The 17,865-nt window shown below is 66.2% G+C and carries 15 protein-coding genes; 8 read left to right on the top strand and 7 right to left on the bottom strand.

Annotated elements, in window-relative coordinates:
• Positions 1-80: 80 nt before the first annotated feature.
• Positions 81-2,000, top strand: coding sequence for a site-specific integrase (locus MFF24_RS07420; RefSeq protein ID WP_238223609.1), 1,920 nt, complete (start codon positions 81-83; stop codon positions 1,998-2,000).
• A 78-nt stretch (positions 2,001-2,078) separates the two neighbouring features.
• Here the strand turns inward: MFF24_RS07420 and MFF24_RS07415 are convergent, their stop codons facing one another.
• Positions 2,079-2,549 carry a hypothetical protein gene (locus tag MFF24_RS07415; protein WP_238223607.1) on the bottom strand — a complete coding sequence of 157 codons (471 nt, stop codon included), beginning with the start codon at positions 2,547-2,549 and terminating at the stop codon, positions 2,079-2,081.
• A 191-nt stretch (positions 2,550-2,740) separates the two neighbouring features.
• On the opposite strand from MFF24_RS07415, the gene MFF24_RS07410 reads away from it, so the two are divergent.
• The 3 genes from MFF24_RS07410 (at position 2,741) to MFF24_RS07400 (ending at position 5,185) form a co-directional block, all read left to right on the top strand.
• Positions 2,741-3,169 carry a LexA family protein gene (locus MFF24_RS07410; protein WP_238223605.1) on the top strand — a complete coding sequence of 143 codons (429 nt, stop codon included), beginning with the start codon at positions 2,741-2,743 and terminating at the stop codon, positions 3,167-3,169.
• A complete protein-coding gene (locus MFF24_RS07405) occupies positions 3,166-4,455 on the top strand; it encodes a Y-family DNA polymerase (protein WP_238223603.1) in 1,290 nt (429 codons plus the stop codon). Before MFF24_RS07410 ends, MFF24_RS07405 begins: the two co-directional genes overlap by 4 nt.
• 205 nt (positions 4,456-4,660) lie before the next feature.
• Positions 4,661-5,185 carry a metallophosphoesterase gene (locus MFF24_RS07400; protein WP_283214483.1) on the top strand — a complete coding sequence of 175 codons (525 nt, stop codon included), beginning with the start codon at positions 4,661-4,663 and terminating at the stop codon, positions 5,183-5,185.
• A gap of 374 nt (positions 5,186-5,559) precedes the next feature.
• Here the strand turns inward: MFF24_RS07400 and MFF24_RS07395 are convergent, their stop codons facing one another.
• A complete protein-coding gene (locus MFF24_RS07395; RefSeq protein WP_238223599.1) occupies positions 5,560-6,690 on the bottom strand; it encodes a DNA-binding protein in 1,131 nt (376 codons plus the stop codon).
• A 128-nt stretch (positions 6,691-6,818) separates the two neighbouring features.
• Here MFF24_RS07395 and MFF24_RS07390 point away from each other — a divergent pair, with 128 nt between their 5' ends.
• Positions 6,819-8,228 carry a DUF4365 domain-containing protein gene (locus tag MFF24_RS07390; RefSeq protein WP_238223598.1) on the top strand — a complete coding sequence of 470 codons (1,410 nt, stop codon included), beginning with the start codon at positions 6,819-6,821 and terminating at the stop codon, positions 8,226-8,228.
• Complete coding sequence (locus MFF24_RS07385) at positions 8,212-9,723, top strand: argonaute/piwi family protein (RefSeq protein WP_238223595.1); 1,512 nt, start codon at positions 8,212-8,214, stop codon at positions 9,721-9,723. Before MFF24_RS07390 ends, MFF24_RS07385 begins: the two co-directional genes overlap by 17 nt.
• A gap of 55 nt (positions 9,724-9,778) precedes the next feature.
• On the opposite strand, the gene MFF24_RS07380 is transcribed toward MFF24_RS07385, so the two are convergent.
• From MFF24_RS07380 to MFF24_RS07360, 5 genes are all read right to left on the bottom strand, one after another.
• Positions 9,779-10,630 (bottom strand): exodeoxyribonuclease III, encoded by an 852-nt coding sequence (locus MFF24_RS07380; RefSeq protein ID WP_238223592.1) that lies wholly within the window; start codon positions 10,628-10,630, stop codon positions 9,779-9,781.
• Positions 10,631-10,665: 35 nt separating this feature from the next.
• Positions 10,666-12,120 carry a 5'-methylthioadenosine/S-adenosylhomocysteine nucleosidase gene (locus MFF24_RS07375; protein ID WP_238223590.1) on the bottom strand — a complete coding sequence of 485 codons (1,455 nt, stop codon included), beginning with the start codon at positions 12,118-12,120 and terminating at the stop codon, positions 10,666-10,668.
• Positions 12,089-12,952: a hypothetical protein gene (locus MFF24_RS07370; RefSeq protein WP_238223589.1), complete on the bottom strand. Its 864-nt coding sequence runs from the start codon at positions 12,950-12,952 to the stop codon at positions 12,089-12,091. Before MFF24_RS07370 ends, MFF24_RS07375 begins: the two co-directional genes overlap by 32 nt.
• The gene (locus tag MFF24_RS07365) at positions 12,949-14,076 is read right to left on the bottom strand and encodes a radical SAM protein (RefSeq protein ID WP_238223588.1); all 1,128 of its coding nucleotides are present in this window, start codon (positions 14,074-14,076) and stop codon (positions 12,949-12,951) included. Before MFF24_RS07365 ends, MFF24_RS07370 begins: the two co-directional genes overlap by 4 nt.
• Positions 14,077-14,371: 295 nt before the next feature.
• Positions 14,372-15,109 carry a GIY-YIG nuclease family protein gene (locus MFF24_RS07360; protein WP_238223587.1) on the bottom strand — a complete coding sequence of 246 codons (738 nt, stop codon included), beginning with the start codon at positions 15,107-15,109 and terminating at the stop codon, positions 14,372-14,374.
• A gap of 552 nt (positions 15,110-15,661) precedes the next feature.
• Here MFF24_RS07360 and MFF24_RS07355 point away from each other — a divergent pair.
• Both MFF24_RS07355 and MFF24_RS07350 read left to right on the top strand, forming a co-directional pair.
• Complete coding sequence (locus MFF24_RS07355; RefSeq protein WP_238223586.1) at positions 15,662-15,934, top strand: hypothetical protein; 273 nt, start codon at positions 15,662-15,664, stop codon at positions 15,932-15,934.
• Positions 15,935-16,146: 212 nt separating this feature from the next.
• Positions 16,147-17,859: an AAA family ATPase gene (locus MFF24_RS07350; RefSeq protein ID WP_238223585.1), complete on the top strand. Its 1,713-nt coding sequence runs from the start codon at positions 16,147-16,149 to the stop codon at positions 17,857-17,859.
• Positions 17,860-17,865 lie beyond the last annotated feature (6 nt).

The raw sequence follows: 17,865 nt of genomic DNA, 5'->3' as shown, positions 1-17,865 counted from the left end.
TTGTTTCCCGGAAAACTCCGGGACGGCACAGCGCCCCGTCACAGTCGAGGCCAGGGTCTCGGCTCCGATTCGGGGTGCCCATGTACGTCGTCAGGCGCGGCGACCGTTGGTGGTTTCGTAAGACCGTACCCGTAGACCTCGTCGACGTGCTCGGCATGGCCGAGATCCGCCGGTCGTTGCGGACACGCAGCGCTCGCGAGGCGCGTCGGAGGGCTCTGGAGGTGCTGGTCAGGGTCGAGGACGTCTACGCGGTCCTCAGGTCCGAACGGCCCTTCCGTCCGGCCAGGGACGTCGCGCTGGCCCTGCTGGAACGCGCCCTCGATACGAACTTGGGCACGCCCGAGTCCTTCTCCCAGAACGACCGGTTGCTCAGGAGCGCGCGCGGTGTCCTGCGCCGAACAGGCGACGGCGACATGTCGGTCGGCGAAGTTCGGCTCGATGGCCTCGGTCTCGACGATGATGGATCGGCCGAGACCGTCGTTACCCCCGACGAGGTTCTGCACGTGCTTCGAGGCGAGCGGCCTCACGGTGAGGAGAACAGGATCGCCATCGCCATCCTCGAAGCGGTTGCGAGGATGACCCGTGGGCGCCTGAGGGAAACCGCCGGGGGCACGCGGGACCTGGACGCCGCGCTTTCGGCCCTGGCGGCTCTCAGGGAAGGGGCAAACCCCGAGCGAGGGGCATTCCCCATCGAAGCGCTCAGGTCGTTGCTCGCCGCCCACCTGGCGCCCGTGCAAGCCCCTGCGCTCGACGCCCAAGCCCTGAGGGATTTGATCAAGTCGGAGATCCGGGATGGCGTCGCGCAAGCCGAGACCGAGCGCTGGTCAGGCATGCTCCTCTCGGAGGCAATCCAGAAGTTCGAGGTGGAGGAAGTCTGCAATCGCGGGGGGGCCAAACACCAGGAAGATGTGCCGCGTCGGTTGGCGTCGTTCCTGCGAGCCGTGGGCGACAAGCCGATCCGCGACGTATCGCGGGACGACTTGAAGGCTTACCGGGACCTGCTCGATCAGGCCCCTGACCGTTTCACGTTGCGCTTCAAGACGAACGACATCAGCGAGGCAATTGCGGCCAACAAGCGCCTCAACCGACCTTACTCGCCGATCTCAAAAGTCACGGTCGACCTAAAATACATTGGTCCTGTCAATCGATTGTTCGATTTCATCGTCAAAGAAAATTTGCTTGGCTCAAACCCGCTCGATGGCATCCGATCCCAGCAGAAAGAAACCGAGAGTGCCAAGTCGAAGCGACTTCCGCTGAAGCCGGCCCATATCGACATGCTCTTCGCGGACACCGTGAAGCAGCCGGTCATGACCGCAACTTACTGGGTGCCACTCATTATGCTGTATAGCGGCGCTCGTCCCGGCGAGTTGTGCCAGCTTAATGTGGAAGACCTTCGCGAAGAATACAACGAGCGCCCGCATCTCAATGTCCTGTGCCTGAACGACGATGAGGATGAGGAGCCCGACCACGAGTCCGCGCGGAAGCCGCAGGAGGACGGTCGCCGCGTGAAGACCAGCGCGGGCAGACGCCTGATCCCCATCCACCCCATGCTGGTTCGAATGGGTCTGCTCGACCTGTTCAACCGCCGACGAGCCGAACTCCGCGGCAATGAGAAGGGCCAGCTATTCAAGGACGTCTCGCCTAATGCCCATGGCCATTACAGCGCTGCCCTGACCAAGCGTATCAATCGCAGGCTACGAGCACTAGGCATCACCAACAAACGGTTCGTTCTCTACAGCCTTCGGCATAACTTCATCGAGGCGTGTCACGCCGCCGGCATGCCTGACACCGTGAGGATGAAGATCGTAGGCCACCAAGCCCAGGGGATGGGCGGTGTCTACGGCAACCCGAGGCCGGAGAAGTGGGAAAGCGACTGGATCGAGAAGGTGGAGTTTACGGGTCTGGACCTTGGTCGGTATCTGGCCCTGGGAGAGGCGGGTAAAATTTGCGCGCCTGGCCAGCAGAGCCGTTCAAACGCACGCTCGACCGAGGGTCGATAGGATTTCGCCCTCGGCGCGCCCTTTTGGGTGCGGCGGTCGCGGGGCTGCAGCACACTTCGACATCGAGGATCGCCCGGCCTATTCGACCTTCAGCCGCTTGGCCGCCGCCGGGCACAGCAACTTGAATTGCTCCACCATAGGCGGCATGCCCGAGGCGCACGATGTGTCGGCGTCGAGCCCGAGCGGGAAGCGGGCCTTGCCGCCCTGGCGATCGTCGTAGCGGTAGCTCACCGTCCCGGACCGGCAGTTCGCCTCGGCGGTCATGGTCGCCCGGCCGTCTGTGCGCAGGTACTTCTCGACGCACTGGGCCGTCGTGAGCCTACCGCCGTACGCCTTGGTCTCGCCGCCGGGGTCCCGCTCGCAATACTCCTGCAAATCGGCCTTCGTGATCACACCGCGCATGGTGGCCCGCGCCGTGTCGATGCCGTCGCGCTCGACCACCGTGCCGTTCCACCCCTTGCAGGATGCCAACGGGAAATCGCCGGCCGCCCTGACATGGCCGGGGTCGAGGGCCGCGACGGCGAGTACGATGAGACCAATCCGACGCATGTGCATCCCCGCGTGCCGACGTTCGATGCCGTCAGGCCCGCCAAGGCAGCGGCAACCAGAAATCGCTGGCAAGCTCCGCGAGGCGTCATCCACGGCAATCCACAACGGCACGTCGTCGCAAGCTTGACCGCTTGCAAGGCGATGAACCTTCGTGTTCCTACTTTGTTCTAAATTGGATTCGGAGGCCGGTCATGCAGGTCATAGGCGTCGCCATTGGGTTGCCCACACCCATCCCGCGGCTCGCCAAGGCGGTGCCGGCCGGCTTCCCCAGCCCCGCCGACGACTTCGTCGAGGAGGAGATCGACCTCCAGCGGCTGCTGATCGCCAACCGACCGGCGACCTTCATCGTGAGGGTCAGCGGCGACAGCATGCTGCTGGCCCGGCTGTTCGACGGGGATCTCGCGGTGGTGGACCGGTCGCTTACCCCGCGCAATGGCGACGTGGTCGTGGTCGATGTGGACGGCGAGCGCTCCTTCAAGGTCTGGTCCCGGCGTGGGCCGCGGGTTGTCCTGTCCTTCGCCAACCCGCGCTTCCCGGAGTACCGGTTGCCCCCGGACGCGGTCGTCGAGGTCTGGGGCGTGGTGTCGGGTTCGATCAACCCGAGGCGCCGCGCCGAATGACCGGCCGGGCCTACGCGTTGTCGGACGGCAACAGTTTCTACTGTTCCTGCGAGCGGGTCTTCGACGCGCGCCTGGCCCGGGTGCCGGTCATCGTGCTGAGCAACAACGACGGGTGCGCCATCGCCCGTACGACCGAGGCCAAGGCGCTCGGCATCCGCATGGGCGAGCCCTTCTTCAAGATCCGCGACATGTGCCGGGTCCAGGGCGTGCGGGTCTACTCCTCGAACTACGCCCTCTACGGCGACATGAGCGCCCGCGTGAACGAGGTCTACCGGCGCTTCTCGCCGCGCATCGAGGTCTACAGCATCGACGAGAGTTTCCTCGACCTCTCGGACCTGCGGGTGGCGGACCGGGTGCCGCTCGCGCGTGACATGCGCGAGACCGTGCACGCCTGGACGGGCATCCCAACCTGCGTCGGCATCGGCGCGACCAAAACCCTCGCCAAGCTCGCCAACCACGTGGCCAAGAAGGTGCCGGAATTGGGCGGGGTCTGCGACCTGACCGATCCCGTGCAGTACGACCACTGGATCGTCCGCATCCCGCCCGGGGACATCTGGGGGATCGGGCCGGCCAACGCCCGCAAGCTGGAAGCGCTCGGCTGCGAGAGCGTCGCCGACGTGCGCGACCTCGACACCCGGGCGGCGCGCAAGGCCATGACGGTGGTCGGCGAACGGCTGGTTCAGGAACTGCGCGGGGTCGCCTGCCTCGACCTAGAGGAGGTCGCCCCGTCCCGGAAGGGCTGTGCCGTAACCCGCAGCTTCTCCGACCGGGTCGAGGACCTCGCCACAATGGAGCAGGCAGTCGCCGCCCACGCCACCAGGCTCGGGGAGAAGCTCCGAGCCGGCGGCCTGGCGACCGACCACGTCACGGTCTTCTTCCACACCTCGGAGCACGACCGTGACCGTCCGCAGCGGTCGGTCTCGACGGTGGTGACCCTGCCGGAAGCCTCGAACGACACCCTGGTCTTGGTGAAGGCCGCCACCTTCGGCGTCCGCAAGGTCTGGCGGGACGGCTACCGCTATTCCAAGGCCGGGATCGTCACGACCGATCTGGTGCCGCTGGCGGCGTCGCAGCGGGCCTTCCCGGGGCTGGGGCAACTCGACCGGGAGCACGGCGCCGCGCTGATGCAGGCGCTGGACGCCTGCAATCGTCGTTTCGGGCGCGGCGCGGTCGTCCCGGGGGCCGCCGGTTTCGCCCCTAAGCGTGAGTGGTCGACCAAGTTCGAGATGCGCTCGCCCCGCTACACTACCAGGGTCGATGAGATCCCGGTCGTGCTGGCGGCCTAGCCGGAAGGCCAACCTCGACGCTCCGGCCACTGTGGATCCCGGCACGCGACACTTGCCCGACCGCCCCGGCCAGGTCACGGTCGCCGCCCTCACGGAGCCGAAACCATGATACCCGACGCCAAGCACCCGTCCGCCTGATCCACGGAGTGCCGCCGCATGCCAAGCCTCCGCTTCCCGCGAGGCTCCCGTGTCACGTCAAGTCTTTATTTCGGATACCCATTTCGGACATCGCGCGATCCTCTCGCCGAGGATGCAGAACCCCAGGCCGTTCGCCTCCATCGAGGAGCACGACGAGACGCTGATCGCGAACTGGAACGCGGTCGTGCGGTCGGACGACACCGTCTGGCACCTCGGCGACTTCTGCTACCGCTGCAGCGAGGAATACGCCCGTTCCGTCTTCGGGCGCCTCCGGGGCAAGCGACGCTTCCTCGTCCGCGGCAACCACGACCGCATCTCGATGCGCCTGCCCTGGGACGGCGTCTTCGACGTGGCCCGGGCGGTCGTCCCGGGACCGGACGGCGCTCCCCAGGGGGTCTGGCTGAGCCACTACGCCCACCGGGTCTGGCCGCGCATGCACCGCGGCGACCTGCATTTCTTCGGCCACTCGCACAACACCCTGCCCGGCACCGCCGCCAGCACCGACGTCGGCGTAGATTGCTTCGGCTTTCAACCCGCCACCCTCGTCGAGGTCCACGTCCGCCTCGCCGAGAACGCTCAGGCCGAGGGTTGAGGGTCATGACCGCACGCCGGCTCCAGGTCTTCAGCAAGCCGCACCAGGATTGGCCCCGGAGCGCCTGAGATCCCTGCGCCCGCGCGCCGTCCGGCTGCTTCGTCGGTCGTGGCAACTACGGGCGTCGAGCCTAGTCCTGGGCGTCCCGGGCCGCTTACATCCTCATTAACGCCAGCGCCGTCGTCGGCGTCCCGAGGCCGTAACGCATAAGGGGGCACGTTACCCGCTACGCGTCCTCGACGGAGTCGAGCTGCTACCGTCCGGGGCTTCTTGCTTCCTGCCGGGTTCCCCGAGGCCCGAGGCAACCCTGGCCATTGCCCTGGGTCCTCGCTTAGGTCGATGGCCGACTAGGCGCGGGAGGCACGCCGCCACCGTCAGGCGGAACGCCGTCCGGGCTGGGGCGCGTAAACTGAAGTCGGGCTTTCCCCGTCCCAGGGACCGTCTCCAACGACGGCCTCGAAGAGCTCGTCTCCCACCTCCGCGAACGGCCTGCCGTCGCCGATGCGCTGACGAAGCTTCTTCCGAAGCAGGCGGGGCGTGATCTCCTGAAAGGCGCGCGTCGCTCGGACCAGATCCCCGTCGAGCCCGGAAAGGATGTCCTCGCTGCCCAAGGCCCCCTTCTCGACCAGGAGGTCGTGCACCTGCCGCAGGAACTGAACCCAGAAGGCCCGGCGGCCCATCGCCGCCGCCTGTTCCTCGGGGCTTCCCTCAAGCCCGGCCAGCTCGGCCTCTTCCCCCTGGGCCTCGACCACACCGAAACGATGGTCGACCAGCGTCAATCCCTCGCCGTCCCTGGACATCTGCACGAGGCGGTAGCGAAGCCACGCCTCGGTCAGCGGGAAACCCACTCGCTCGCCCTCCGCCTTCAGGGAAGTCGGGAGCGCCTTGAGCAATGGATGGACCGCCAGGGGCCCGCGTCGGACCAGCGTGGCCTTGACCGCCTCCCGCACCCGGTTCCAGTAGTCCTCCGCCTCCTGAGCCAACTTGAGGCCGTACAACGTGTCGACGAACACACCCATTTGCGTCCGCGGTCCGACCGGGGGGTCTGCAAGTCCGGGCGCCGCCGGCATCCCGGTCACCGAAGCTCGGACGCCACCCGAACGGTCGAGCTCGGACTGTAGGCGCGTGACCCTCTCCTCTAGGGCGTCGACCCGGTCCGCGGCCTCGGCGACGATCCGGTCGCACTCCTCGCGACGGCGCTCCACGTCGGCGAAATCCGCCAGCCTCTCCCTGGTCGCCTCGATGCGCGCCTGCTCAAGCAACTCCTTGCCGAGCGTCGTCAGCCGCGACTGGAGCGCTTCCGGCAAATCAGCGCGCTCGATGACCGGGTGGTAGTTCGCGTCCTTCCGCCAGTGGCCGAGTTCCCTCGCGATGTCGCCGAAAGAGCCCCGTCCGACCTCCTTGCGGACCGAACGGACCGAGACCCGTTCCTTGACGCCGCCCGGTGACGCATCCCGGGCCCGTATCCGGTCTGCCGCGTCGCAAACCTCTTTCCTCGTGACCATCGCCGCCGTCCCCGACCCCGGCAGGCATGATGACTTGGAGCCATGAAGAAACGGTCGCCGGTCGTCCGCCCGGGCCAGAACGCGTACGCCGAACGCTACGCATTACCTCTCGGGACAGAAAGGCCGGGATGCCCTGGCGGTGCGCCTCGCCGCCGGCGAACAAATCCGGTACGTTCGACCTGAACGTGTCTCGCGACCGCGAGGTGGGCCAGTCCTTGAAGAAGCTCACGAGGAATCAACTGCAGGGCGACGGCGGCGTCCATCGCTTCGCGGTACGCGTCGGCGACTCCGGCCTCGCCTTCCACCCGACCGGCGCCCTGGACGCGGGCATCGACGGCTTTATCGAATTGCGGGACCCCGAAACGGGCGAGGTCAAGGCGCAGTATATCGCGGCGCAGCTCAAGACGGTCCAGAAGCTCGCCGAGGATAACGGCGAGACGTTCTCCTTCAGGGTCGACGAGCGGGACCTTGAGTATTGGCTGAACGCCAACACGCCGGTCATCCTGGTCGTGGTGAACCCCGAGACCGAACTCGTCTGCTGGAAGTCGATCCAGTCGTACTTCCAGGACCTCGACCGCAAGCGCTCCAGGAAGGTCGTGTTCGTCCGCCATGAGGACGAGCTCACGCCGCAGACAGTCGGCAAGCTGGTTGCCCTCGTCGCGGGCTTCGCGCGGCCTGGTGTGGTCACGCCCGCCATGCGGGTCGACGAGGAGTTGGAGACGAACCTGCTCCGGGCGAGCTTCCCGCACCGGCTCAACATCGCCACCATCGAAGGGAACGCCTCGGAAGTAAGGGAGGCGCTCAAGCGCAGGATCGAACGGCCTCCCATCGACTGGATCGTGGATGGCGACCGGCTGGTGACCTTCCGCGACCTCGACGACCCTCTCTTCGAGGACGCGTGCGACCAGGGCAGCATCGACCTGATCGAGACCTTGGACTGGGCCGAGGCCGACGGGGAAGCCAGCAAGAGGCTGTTCGTACGCCTCCTCGGCCTTTGCCTGGGCGAGCGTGTCTGTGAACGCCTCGTGTTCGACCGCGCCCGCAAATACTACTTCTTCAAGGGCAACCCTCAGCGGAGGGGCAGGCGCGACTTCACCTTCACCGACGCGCGCGGGGAGGGAAAGCGCACCGTCGTCTCCCAGCACGGGCTCAATAAGGGGAAGACCGCCGCCTCCTACCTCAGGCACGCCGCCTTCGTCCCCCGGTTCCTCGAACTCGACGGCGAGTGGCACCTTGCCGTCGAGCCGACCTACCACTTCACCCGCGACGGATTCGAGGAAAGCGCCTACGCGTCGGATTACCTCAAGAAGATCAAGGAGATCGAGCGTAACTCCAACGTGCGGGGACACCTGCGCATGTGGCGCGCCCTCCTCACCGAACGCGGCGACATGCTGCGCTCCGAGTACCCGTTCCTCAGCTTCGAGGCGCTCGAACCGCTGACGCACCAGTACGGCGTCCCGGACGACCTCTGGTCGGACCGCGAGGACCCCGAGATGAGCAAGGCTCGAAAGGCAGGTCAGCGTGAACTCGACCTTTAGGCTCCAGCACGTCCACGAGCCCTTGCTGGAGTTCGGCGGCGGCGCACGCCACCCGGACGTACGCTTCGGCCTGATCGATCATGGCCCGGTCGACTTCTCCATGCAGGCGACGCGGACCGTCCGCGTCGGGGTGATTGGGTCCTCCGAGACCGTCGACGGGTTCCGGGAATGGTTCGCACGGTGCGAGGGTGAGATCCCCGCCAAGCCGAGCCGGCAGCCCAACCTCTTCCCCGCCTTTCCGGGCAGCGGCATCAACGGGCCCTTCCGCTGCTGGTTCGAGATCGACGGTCACCACCAGCGCGTCCTGCGGCCGGCCAGCCTCTCCAAGGTCAACGGCGAGGAACGCGACGACCTCGCCATCCGGATGGCCGTCGAGCTCTTCGAGGGGGAGATCCGCGACCTGTCGGAGCTCGACCGTCCGCCCCAGGTCGTCGTCTGCGCCTTGCCAGTCGAGCTGATCGAACGGGTGAAGAACCTTCGGACGCCAGAGGAATCGGAGCGCTCACCGACGGAGGAGGCGTCGGAAGAGGGCGAGGACCAGGACGGCGAGGACGAGCGGAACGCCCGCCTCTACGAGGATTTCCGGGGAGCCCTGAAGGCCGCCACGCTGGCCTACAAGGTGCCGATCCAGATCGTCTGGCCGTCCACCTACGACGAGCGTGCGGTGATCCGGCGCAAGCTGGCGAAACTCTCGACGCGCAGGGTCCAGGACGAGGCCACGCGGGCCTGGAACCTGTTCTGCGCGCTCTACTATAAGGCGGGCGGCACGCCCTGGCGCATGGTGCGCGAACGCGACGAGTTCTCCGCCACCTTCCTCGGGATCAGCTTCTTCGAGGACCTCGGACGCACGACCCTGCGGACGAGCTCGGCGCAGCTCTTCGACGAGCGCGGCGAAGGCCTGATCCTCAAGGGCGGCCGGGCGCTGCGCGACAAGACCGACCGCCACCCCTATCTCGCCGAGGAGGACGCCTACGCGCTGACCAAGAACTCGCTGACAACCTACAAGCGCGAATGGGGCACCTACCCGGCGCGCCTGGTCGTCCACAAGAGCTCCCCTTTCCATCGGGAGGAGACCGCCGGCTTTGAGGCCGCCATCGACGAACTCGGCATCGACCAAGTCGACCTGATCTGGTTACCCCGGCGTTCGCCCGTGCGCCTCGTGCGGGACGGCGATTACCCGCCGCTGCGCGGCACGGCGATGCGGCTCGACCGGGAGGCGGCGCTCCTCTACACGCGCGGAAGCGTGGACTTCTTCGCGACCTATCCCGGGCTCTACGTCCCGAACCCCCTCATGATGAGGGCGCACCGGCGCGACCGCTCCGACTGGGACATGCTCCTGAAGGAGACTATGGCGCTGACCAAGATGAACTGGAATAACACTCAGTTCGACGGGGCGCTGCCCATCACGATGCGGGCGGCCCGGCAGGTCGGCGAGATCCTCAAGCACGTCGCGGAGGGTCAGGTGCCCGACCCGCGGTATCGGTTCTACATGTGAGTGGCGCGCCTCATCGCGTCGCGGCGGTCTAACGGCCGATGCGCCGGCCCGATCGTCAGACGGCGAGGCCGGCCCCGGCGGATCGGCCGGTGAGGTGGTAGGGCGTCGGTTGCCCCGGGATGCCATCCGCCTCGTCCGCCGGCTCTAGGACGTTCAATTCGACCTCGACCGGGCAGTGGTCGGAACCGGTCCTGTCAGGCAGGTGGCGGCAGGCGACGAGGTCCCCTCGCAGCGTCTCCTCGACGAAGACGTAGTCGAGCCGCCAGCCGATGTTCCGCTCCCGTACGGTCGAGCGCATGCTCCACCACGTGTAGTGGCCGCCGCCGGGCTCGAACTGCCTGAAGGCGTCGACGAACCCCGACGCCAGCAGCCGGTCGACCCAGGAGCGCTCCTCGGGCAGGAACCCGGCGTTGCCGCGGTTAGGGGCCGGGTTCGCCAGGTCGATCTCGGTATGGGCGACGTTGAAGTCGCCGACCAGGACAAGCGGCCGGCCGGCCGCCCGTTTCTCGGCGATGAAAGCGTCGAGCGCTTCGAGGAACGAGACCTTCTCGGCGACCCGCGTCAGCTCGCGGTGGCTGTGAGGCGCGTAGACGTTGACGAGGCTGAACGTCTCGAAGTCTACGGTCAGGACCCGGCCCTCGACGTCGGAGGAATGGCCGATGCCCCGCGCCACGCCGTGCACCTTCAGACCCTCGCGGACCAAGGTCGCGACGCCGCTGTAGCCGCCCCGCTCGGCCGAGTTCCAGAAGGCGACGTAGCCCTCGAACCAGTTGGTGGTGAGCAGGTCCTCCTGCACTTTCACTTCCTGGAGGCAGACGACGTCGTTCGCGGCCCGGCGCAGCCAGGCCTCAAAGTCGTTGCGGACGGTCGCCCGCAAGCCGTTCACGTTCCAGGTGGTTATGCGCACGACCCGCCCGCCATGGTGTTCCCAGTCGGGTATCGTTAGACGGTTTTCGTTGTCGAAAGAGGCATGCTCTCAATCAAATGCACAGCAAAGACGGCAGCAGCCATGGAGGCATATCGGTGCCATCCATCGTTTTTGCCGTCGTTGGCGTAGTCGCAGATTCCTCTTACGACGAAGAAGCCCTTGCCGTTTGACATCGCCGCTTCGGCGACGCCCGCGCCCTCCATCTCCACCGCGATCACACCGTAGTCTTCGCGCACGCGCTCGCGTTCCTCGTGGCTTTTGACCACTTTGGTTGCGCTTCCCACGGCACCCGTGAAAGCAAGCGACGCATGGCGTGCCCGCCGCTCATCCTTCTTCCGCCGGATAGTCACGGGATTGTCGGGGTCCCTGTCGTCGCGCAGGACGTCGGTCCGGGCATGCGGCCGCTTGTAGGGGCCATCCTCCCGGGTGGCCTCCGCGAGGCGGGTGTTGAAGGCCGCCATCGCGGTCTCGCTGCCGGAGATGGTTTCCGCCAAGTCGACGAATGCCCGGACGGGAGCCATTGGCTGATGGGCCGGCTGCGGCCCGGTCACGCGTTCCTTGACGTGATCGTACTGGATCACCCCCTTGCGACCGGAGACAACGATATCCCCCAGCCTTACGTCGTCATGCTTCGGCGCAACCCGCGGGATGCCGCCCGCGATGCCGACCATCATTACCTCGTCCAACCCGAAATCCGCGAACAACCTCTCGGCCAGAGCCGCCGAGACAGCGTTCCCAGCGCTGGTCCTTACAACGACGATCTCGTGCTTGCCGCCGTTGCGCGCGGGCAGCGTCCCATGGACGTAGTTTCGCAGAACCCCGTCCACCCTAGTGACATCCTCCTCGACGTCATTGAGCAATGAGGTGAACGCCTCCATCTCGACCGTCAGCGCGGTCAGGATGCCCAGCCTGGGGTTCTTCTTCTTCGCGAGCACTTCAGCCTCACGCTTTCTTGAGATGATGTGGTCCAAAGTGCGCACGCACAGCGTCCCATCCTCGACTTCGAAATCCTCGTAAAGCTCGGTCACGACGCCGTGGAACGCGAGGCGCTTGCGGATGAAGCCCTCGCCGTGGCCCTTCGGCATCGTGACTACGGTCCGCGCGCTGAACCAGGCCCCGCTAGAGCAACGCTCGTGGGCGAGTTCCATGGCCTCGGCGGACACGTTCGTGGTCCCCGCGACCATTAGGTAAGAATCGATGGCGTCGAGCCTCTCCTGCTGGTGGCTGACCGAAAGCACGTGGTCAAGGTCGGGAACATCTCGCAGGATCGCCCCGCGCGCCCGAAGGAGTTCCTTGAAGCCCTGGCCGATGGTCAGGAAGGGTTCCTGCTTCGAATGCCTGACCCGGACCGTCCAGCCTTCGAGCACGTTGTCGGGCAAGCCGCAGTCTTCCCGCATTTGCGCGCAGGCTTCCTCCCATACATCGAGCAAGCTGCCTTCAAGTGGCTTTGAAGAATTCGGCGCCGTCATCTGTCAGCTTCAGGTTCCCGCTTTCATCCGAAACCACGAAAGAGATTACGCTCAACGCATTCAGAGTGGCGCCCGGGTCCGGATCGATCATGCTGAAGATCTTATTGGACAGCAGATCTTCTCTGCTTATTGATTTGGAAGACGAAACCTTCTTGAGAATGGCACGAGCCGAATTCGAGAAAATCTTCGACACCACCTCGGCAAAGGCATTCTCGTCGACGTCGGTGGAATTCGAAAGGTCGCCCTCTGCATTTGCCGAAAGCATTTCGTTCACGTTCTCGGACCGTATGAGCCAAACATATTTCGCGATGGCCCCGTCGTTGTGCTCGCCTTGTACCTGGACGTACCTATTTCCGAATACGGAATATTGAATGTTTCGACGCTCGTCGTAAGCCTTCAGATCCACGGCCTTGTTGCCGATCATCCTGAGCGTACGAAGTTTCTGCTTCCAGTCGGAGAACCCCGTCTCGCCCCATCTGTTGAGGTTCCACTTCACGACGCTCCAGTCGTTCGGCGATACGTCCTCCGGAACGTGGTACAGCACCTTGAACGGACCGCGATCGCCATTCAGCATGGCCTCGCAGATTTGCCGGTGAAACGGATCGGTTAAGGCCCGCGCGCCGCCGGTCACATGGATGCAGTTCCCGATCTCGTCCTTTCGCAGCAGGTCGAGAAGCAGGGTATTGGTCGCGTTGTGGACCCGGACGTTGTCATGAAGGTTGTCCTTCGACCAACTCAGGATCTCGGCCTTGCGCGCGACGGTGCGAGAGATGCCCGCCTCGACGAGCGTCTCGACGAGCAGGTCCTTCTCGGTGGCCGCCTTCCTCGTCATGACGCGGCGGCCTCGGCCAAACCCGGCTTCGAGGCGTCCCAGCCGAGCCTATGGTTCCACACGTACTCGTCCTGACCCGGTTTGAACGAGAAGCACACCGGGACGAGGTCGCCGTACTTCTTGTGACGGCTGCGGTTGGTGCACGGCGTCATCCGGTCAAGGTCGTGCCCCGCCAACTCGTTGGCATGCGACCATTCCCAGCCGATCCTGCCCTCACCCCAGGTCGCCACCCCAAAGGCCGTGCAGATGAGGTTCGAGCAGATCCGGATCGTGCCGTTCGGGTGGACCATAACCCGCTCACCGAGCTTGACCGGGCAATACCCGTAGTAGTCCGGCGCACGCGCGAACTCCGCCTTCGTCACGAAGCATTGGGGCAGCCGGACCTTGATGCCGAACGCCCCGGACCGGGCCTTGGCCGAGAGCTCCTCGTAGACCGGCACCCAGTCCTGCGGGCGGGGCGCGAAGTTCCCCGTCCAGGTATCCATCGGGATGCCGACCTTGAACAGGTCGTGGAAGTTGACCTGGTGGACGCCGAGCCCCTCCACGAACCGGATCATCCGTTCGAGGTTGAGCATCCCGGCCTCGTCGCGGTCCAGGAATAGCTTCTGCACGCAGCACGTAACGGTCACGAAGTAACCCAGGCCAACGGCCTTGCGGATCGCGTCGACGGCCCGGACGAACGTTCCCTTGCCGCGGAGCGGGTCGTTGGTCTGCGCCGAGAAGCCGTCGAGGCTGAACGCGACTTCGTCTAGACGCGCGAACGACGGCTGTTCGAGCAGCGACGAGACGCGCTGTCCGTTCGTGTCGATCCGCACGTACTCGTAGCCGAGCGCACGTGTCCCTTCGATCAGGTCGAGCAGCGGACGCCCGCCCTGCCTATGGCCGTAAAGCGTCGGCTCGCCCCCCAGGAACGTCACCTTGCCGGCGCCGAGCTTGCGGAAGGTCGCGAGCAGCCCAAGCGCGTCGTCGAGAGGGATCTCCTCGTTGATGAAGTGCGAGATGCTCGGCTTATAGATGCACTGCTCGCATTCCAGGTTGCACCGGTCTGTCACGTACATGAAGACCTGGTGCAGGCGCCGGAAGTGATGGGCGAACTCGGGGTCCGCCGTGAACGTCGTCGGCATCAAGAGACGGCCCTTCCGCCGGAATCGCCCAACGTTAAGTCAAGCATGGCGCTAGGTATGGGACAAGCGTGTGGCGGCGTCGCTCTATCGGTTATGCACGTCGCCCACAACGTGCACCCATGACGACGCATGGCACGCGCGGAAGTTCGCGCCTTCCCTCAAGGAAGGCATCCGCCAGCAGCCGGCTTGATCGCCTTGCTTCCCCCTTGCTGGGGTCCGTTCGCCCGTCCGGCGACGCGTTGACACGCCGGGGAAAGTGGCCCCGCTCCGTACACGTAGGATACTCGGTCTGGGTTCAGGCGGCGAGGTGGGACAAGTTGCCGAGGGTCCTGATCTCGTGCCCGTCGGCCCTTATCATGTCGCCGAGCCGACGGGCGGCCTCGTGGAAACCGATGCGGAAGAACTCCCGGTCGCCACGCAACCGGAAGTCAGCCAGGCACTCGTGCGCCCGTCGTTCGACGAGCGCAGGGTTCATGACGCGCCAGCAGCGCCTCACGCCGAAGGGAATGGGCACGCCGGTCGCCCTGTTGATCTCCGCAGCCCGCTCCTGGAGCGTCCTCTCGGTCTTCCCGACCTTGAGCAGGTCCGGCCATTCGCGCGTCGAGAGAACGTAGAGCCAGCCCGCGCCCGGCTCCTCCTTGATCGTAAGTTCGCCCAGAAACACCTTGAGGCACTGCCGAAGGGAGAGCCGATGCAAGTTGATCAGGGCCGTCAGGAAGCCAGTCGCGTCGGCATCGCGGATGGCGGACCTGAGAAAGGTCAACTCCTTCGAGATGGCCTCCGCCAGTCCACGCGACGGGTATCCAAGCTGCCCCATCACGGTGAACCAGTCCCACTGGTCCTCCTTGAAGATCCGCGTGAACATTCCCTTCGTGGTGCTCACCGCATCGAGCGCCACGGCAGAGGGCTCAGGTGGGAGACGTACCTGTAGAAGGTCCAAGACAAGCCGTGCGGCGGCTCGACGTTCGGCCATCGTCGCCGGCTTGGGCGGGGCCATACCGAACCCCCATTTCTCGTGCACTTCGACCGGCATGGCGTCCTCGTACCCTGGTCCAGGCGATCATAGCCCAGCCAACAGGTTTTGGGACTCGTCCTCGGGCTTGGCTTGGCGTCGACGCATGGCCATTGCCGCGGTCTGGAAACGTCCCTCGGAACCTGCCCGGGCAGCCGAAACGGGCGTAACGGATAGCGTCCTGCGTTACGCGTTCGGCGGAGTCACGCTGGATCGGCGTCCCGGACACGGCCCCGGCTCGCTCCCGCGCTTGCCCAAAGTCGGCGCCCAGGCTTTCCCGGCGGGACGGCGGAATCCCTGGCCCTTTCCTGGGGATCCACATGTCGTTTGCGGCAAACTGCGGATGGACCTGGGAAATCGACCCTGGGCGCGTTGACGCCAGCGTCGTGGTTTCCCTTATGTTCACGTGCGCTTCTGGGCCGTTGCCCATCATTCGGAGCCGAATCGTGTACCTCCCCGGCCGCCTCATACCGGACGCACGACCGCTGCCCTCGGGCGGCGCCGCGCTTCCCCATCACGCGTTCAGCGCGGCCTGACCGGCATTACGGCCGGCGGCACGCGCGCGAGGCCGCCATGAACCTGCACGACCCCAACCTATCGCACGACCCCGACCGTCAGGTCGGCGAGGTGTTCCGCCGCTTGTCCGCCATGAAATCGTTGAACGAGGACGCCTTCGACCGGGTGGTAAGCGCCGTGCTCGTCGCCCTCGGGCGCGCCGCCCACGAGGAGGGTGAGCGCCGCGCCAGGGCGCTGGCCGAGCGCACTGCTCCCCGGGCCACCGAGGTCCGGGTCACTGCCCACGCCCGGCGGACGGGCGACCCCGACGGGTTCGACATCGCGGACTGAGGCTGTCGCCCCTCGCCATCGGTCGAGCATGGAGCCCCGAAAATGAGCCATCGCCCACCGCCGATATCTCGGCGCGGCCGGCCGCATTCCCGCGGCCCGGCCCCCGCGCGTCCCGAAAGGGCCTCGCGCGTCCTCCCGCCATCCCTTTCCCGCATCCCCGAGGCTTGCCCCGGCGCCTGAGCGCGCCCGGCCGCCTCGCGATGGAGGCCGCCGTGACCAAGACCCCCAAGGAGACCCTCAAGGCTCATCCCGTCTACCACGAAGACTTAGTGGCGCTCGACGAGTTCGTCTCGGCGCCACCGAACCTCGCCGAGGACCTCGCTAATAGCTGCGTCCGCATGATCCTGGCCATGACGCTCGTCCAGGACGCCCTGACGGCGGCTGAGCGCGAGCGGATCGCGCAACCCTCCGGCACCGCGATGGTGGTCTCCGTGCCTGGTCCGGACTGGGTCGAGCCTATCGCCCAGGCCCTGACCCGCATCGGGCGCTGGGGCATCACCTTCCGGCGCAAGGGCGGCAAGATGGCCGAGAAGCCGGATACCGGCTCCGACGAGACCGCCAACGTCCTCGGAAACGGCCTGAACGCCCTCGGCGTATCGCACGAGCCGGCCCGCTACCTGCCCGCCTCCCTTAGCGCCACGGCGGACATCTGCATTGACCTGCAGCCGCCGGGCCCCCGCGTGCTGCGCGCCGTTATCGAGCTCGTGACCGGCATGCGCTGTGGGCGGGTGCCGGACGATGCAGCGCGCGGGCTCGCCTTCGACGAGGTCGCGGCCTGCTTGCGTCGGGGCACCAAGCCTTCCGCCTGCCTCCGCAGGCTCGCGGCCGCCTCGAAGGCCAAGTTCCGCGGCGACCCCGGGCTGGACGACGTGCCCACCCTCGACCGCCTGCAAGGGATGGCGCCGGCGGTTGAGTGGGGCCTCGCCCTCGCCGCTGGCGTCGAGGACTGGAGGCAGGGCGGGCGCGCGTGGAAGGACTTGCCTGAACGGTGTGCCGTAGTTTCAGGCCCGGCAGGATGCGGCAAGTCATCCTGGGCCCGAAGTCTCGCCAAGACCCTCAAGATGCCGTTGGTCTCCACCTCGGTTGCGTCGTGGTTCTCGTCCGGCGGCTACCTCGACCAGGTTATCCGACAGTTCGAGACCGTCATCGCGCAGGCCATCGCGGTTGCGCCTGCTGTCCTGTTCCTAGACGAAATTGACACGATCCCCAATCGTGCATCCCTGGACGGTCGCAACGCCGAGTATTTCAACACTCTTGTTTCCAGGGTTTTGCTGGCCCTGGACTCCGCAGTGTCAGGAGAGACTTCGAGCCTGATTGTTATCGGTGCAACTAATTATCCCGAGCGGCTTGACGAGGCGTTGATCAGGCCAGGGCGCCTGAACCGGGTCATCCCCATCCCCCCGCTGGACGCCCACGGCATCGCCGGCATCATGCGCCAACACCTCGGGGATGACCTCCCGGGCGCGGACTTGATGCCGCTCGCCATCGTCGGCGGGGGCGCGACCGGCGCCGAGACAGCCTCCTGGGTGAAGGGCGCCCGGAGCGCCGCCCTGGCCGAGCGGCGCCCGATGGTCATCGCCGACCTCGTGGCGAGGGTCGCCCCGCCCGAGACCCGCTCCCCGGCCGTGCAATTGGCGGTAGCTAGGCACGAAGCTGGGCATGCTGTCAGCACCTCTGCCCTCCTCGTTGGGACAATCGAGAGCGTCAGCATCGTCGGTCGTGGCCGCTTCGCCGGGCGCACCAGCGCGCGTCTGCGGGCGGTCGAGTCCAGCGGACGAAGGTCCCATCCTCGGACAGCCCGAATCGTCTGCAAAGGGTCCTCAAGCTTCTCCCCTAGTGGAGTTACAAAAGCGCGTCAGAAAGAAGGGCTATCCAAATCTCGATGTCTTGATCCGAGTATGCGAAAACGGTCGGAAGCGGCGTAAGTCGCA

Source organism: Methylorubrum aminovorans (assembly GCF_022179725.1).
Lineage (GTDB): Bacteria > Pseudomonadota > Alphaproteobacteria > Rhizobiales > Beijerinckiaceae > Methylobacterium > Methylobacterium aminovorans.
The sequence above is the reverse complement of the archived record's forward strand: the minus strand, read 5'-3'. Positions and strand labels throughout refer to the sequence as shown.

Excerpts from the sequence above, each read along its gene's own strand:
- MFF24_RS07360 (WP_238223587.1), bottom strand. The coding sequence starts at position 15,109 with ATGCCGGTCGAAGTGCACGAGAAATGGGGGTTCGGTATGGCCCCGCCC.
- MFF24_RS07390 (WP_238223598.1), top strand. The coding sequence starts at position 6,819 with ATGCCCTGGCGGTGCGCCTCGCCGCCGGCGAACAAATCCGGTACGTTC.
- MFF24_RS07410 (WP_238223605.1), top strand. The coding sequence starts at position 2,741 with ATGCAGGTCATAGGCGTCGCCATTGGGTTGCCCACACCCATCCCGCGG.
- MFF24_RS07365 (WP_238223588.1), bottom strand. The coding sequence starts at position 14,076 with ATGCCGACGACGTTCACGGCGGACCCCGAGTTCGCCCATCACTTCCGG.
- MFF24_RS07355 (WP_238223586.1), top strand. The coding sequence starts at position 15,662 with ATGAACCTGCACGACCCCAACCTATCGCACGACCCCGACCGTCAGGTC.
- MFF24_RS07420 (WP_238223609.1), top strand. The coding sequence starts at position 81 with ATGTACGTCGTCAGGCGCGGCGACCGTTGGTGGTTTCGTAAGACCGTA.
- MFF24_RS07405 (WP_238223603.1), top strand. The coding sequence starts at position 3,166 with ATGACCGGCCGGGCCTACGCGTTGTCGGACGGCAACAGTTTCTACTGT.
- MFF24_RS07415 (WP_238223607.1), bottom strand. The coding sequence starts at position 2,549 with ATGCGTCGGATTGGTCTCATCGTACTCGCCGTCGCGGCCCTCGACCCC.
- MFF24_RS07370 (WP_238223589.1), bottom strand. The coding sequence starts at position 12,952 with ATGACGAGGAAGGCGGCCACCGAGAAGGACCTGCTCGTCGAGACGCTC.
- MFF24_RS07375 (WP_238223590.1), bottom strand. The coding sequence starts at position 12,120 with ATGACGGCGCCGAATTCTTCAAAGCCACTTGAAGGCAGCTTGCTCGAT.
- MFF24_RS07395 (WP_238223599.1), bottom strand. The coding sequence starts at position 6,690 with ATGGTCACGAGGAAAGAGGTTTGCGACGCGGCAGACCGGATACGGGCC.